Source organism: Serratia sp. 506_PEND, from assembly GCF_001076875.1.
Taxonomy (GTDB): domain Bacteria; phylum Pseudomonadota; class Gammaproteobacteria; order Enterobacterales; family Enterobacteriaceae; genus Serratia; species Serratia marcescens.
This window is the reverse complement of record NZ_JVEL01000253.1, coordinates 1-1,505: the sequence shown is the minus strand read 5'-3', so window position 1 is coordinate 1,505 and position 1,505 is coordinate 1. Positions and strand designations below refer to the sequence as shown.

Annotated in this window: 3 protein-coding genes; 2 read left to right on the top strand and 1 reads right to left on the bottom strand. The window is 47.8% G+C overall.

Annotated features, from left to right (window positions below):
• Window positions 1-159: 159 nt before the first annotated feature.
• A complete protein-coding gene (locus ADK28_RS29230; protein ID WP_053091598.1) occupies window positions 160-756 on the bottom strand; it encodes a helix-turn-helix domain-containing protein in 597 nt (198 codons plus the stop codon).
• A 152-nt stretch (window positions 757-908) separates the two neighbouring features.
• Here ADK28_RS29230 and ADK28_RS06620 point away from each other — a divergent pair, with 152 nt between their 5' ends.
• Both ADK28_RS06620 and ADK28_RS06615 read left to right on the top strand, forming a co-directional pair.
• A complete protein-coding gene (locus ADK28_RS06620; protein ID WP_048795225.1) occupies window positions 909-1,175 on the top strand; it encodes a helix-turn-helix domain-containing protein in 267 nt (88 codons plus the stop codon).
• 14 nt (window positions 1,176-1,189) lie between these two features.
• Window positions 1,190-1,505, top strand: a 316-nt coding sequence (locus ADK28_RS06615) for a DNA-binding protein (RefSeq protein WP_048795224.1), incomplete at its 3' end; no start/stop codon positions are given.

The window sequence follows — 1,505 nt, the reverse complement described above, 5'->3', positions numbered from 1 at the left end:
GATTTTAAAAATGAGCGAAAATGTCATTTTTTATCATAAATTCTGCACATTTTGAGCGGGGTTTAAATCGTTTTGAAAGCCGTTTGAATGAGTTTGTGATCTTGTTTCCGTTACTTCGCAAAATGGCTGGTAAAGTCTTACCCCCTACCTACACTCAGTTCAAACGGCCTGTTGGTGGTTATTGTCTAGGTCGTCACTTGTCGTGTCGGCAGTCCCTTCACGTGACCCCTTTTTAATCTCTTCATGAAGACGCATCAAGCGTTCTTTCTCTGCATCAGGAAGACGAGAGAATTCAGCGATCACTTCTATGTCACCAAGGGCGCTAAGTATCCCATTAACGCCATGATCCAGAATGGCTTCAACCAACGCATCCTGTTGCTTATGGGATAACTTCTTCAAAATAACCTCAAGCGAAGAATTGTTCCCCACCGTATCTCTGTGCGTGTCTTTTCTCTCTTCTATGACAGAATTAATGTTCGCCGAGTCTCCTGTAAGGAGCCATTCTGGCGTGCACTCCAGCACACAGGCCAAGATAGCCAGACGATCGAGCGTTGGGTAGGTTTTACCGCTCACATAGTTGCGTATGACCGTATCTGACATATCACACATGGCGGCCATGACTACATTAGACTTGATTCCTCGCCTCTTCATCGCCTCTTTTAAGCGCACTCCAAAGTGGTTTATTCCACTCTCAAGAAAAAACCGATCGCAGTTTTTTCCATCATAAGCGGTTTTTTGTTTGTAGCTATCTGACATTTAAAGGTTTCCTTAACTAGTTTTGCCTGCTAGCGCGACGAACAAATAAACCGAATAAATATCTTGATTTTGGTTTATTGTGGCGGTAGATTTATTCGCATACGATAATCGAATTTGATTATCGGTTTTGGTAAACCTTAGAGGATCACACAATGCAGTTTCCTAAACAAGATCTGGCACATTACTTCCTCACTCCTGGCCAGGACTGGCCCAGTGACCTCATCGTCAGGGCGTTAAAAAAAGCAGGTTTCAGCGTGTCAGTCTTGGAGGCTGAGCTGGAAATTGCTGACGGCTCCCTGCGCAATGTGTTTTATCGTCACGTTCCGAGATATGAGCATTTCATCGCACAAAAAATCGGGCTGTCACCGGATGTTATCTGGCCGAGCCGTTACAGTTCTGACAGCCGTCAGATCGCGTGACTGGAGGGCTTGAGATGTCCATCTGGTTAACCGCGAAAGAGTGCGTGTCCCTGCCGGGGTTGCCCCTCATGGAACACAACATCCGCAATCGCCTGGATAAGGCTGCTGGCGAATGTGGGGATTTACGCCGTCGTCGCGAGGGTACCAAGGCTTTCGAGTACCACATCGATTGCTTGCCAGCGGAGGCTCGCGAGGTTGTGTGCCAGCGTCATTACAAATCAGCGCTGGAGCAGTCCGGCTGCAAGTCGGTGGATGTGCCGGTGCCGAATAAGCGCCCCAATCTCAAGTCACCGCAACAGTTGGAGATCATGCGCAAGTGTCCCGCCCTAC

What these genes read in the sequence shown, in the direction of transcription:
- ADK28_RS29230 (WP_053091598.1), bottom strand. Translation starts at nt 756, where the DNA reads ATGTCAGATAGCTACAAACAAAAAACCGCTTATGATGGAAAAAACTGC.
- ADK28_RS06620 (WP_048795225.1), top strand. Translation starts at nt 909, where the DNA reads ATGCAGTTTCCTAAACAAGATCTGGCACATTACTTCCTCACTCCTGGC.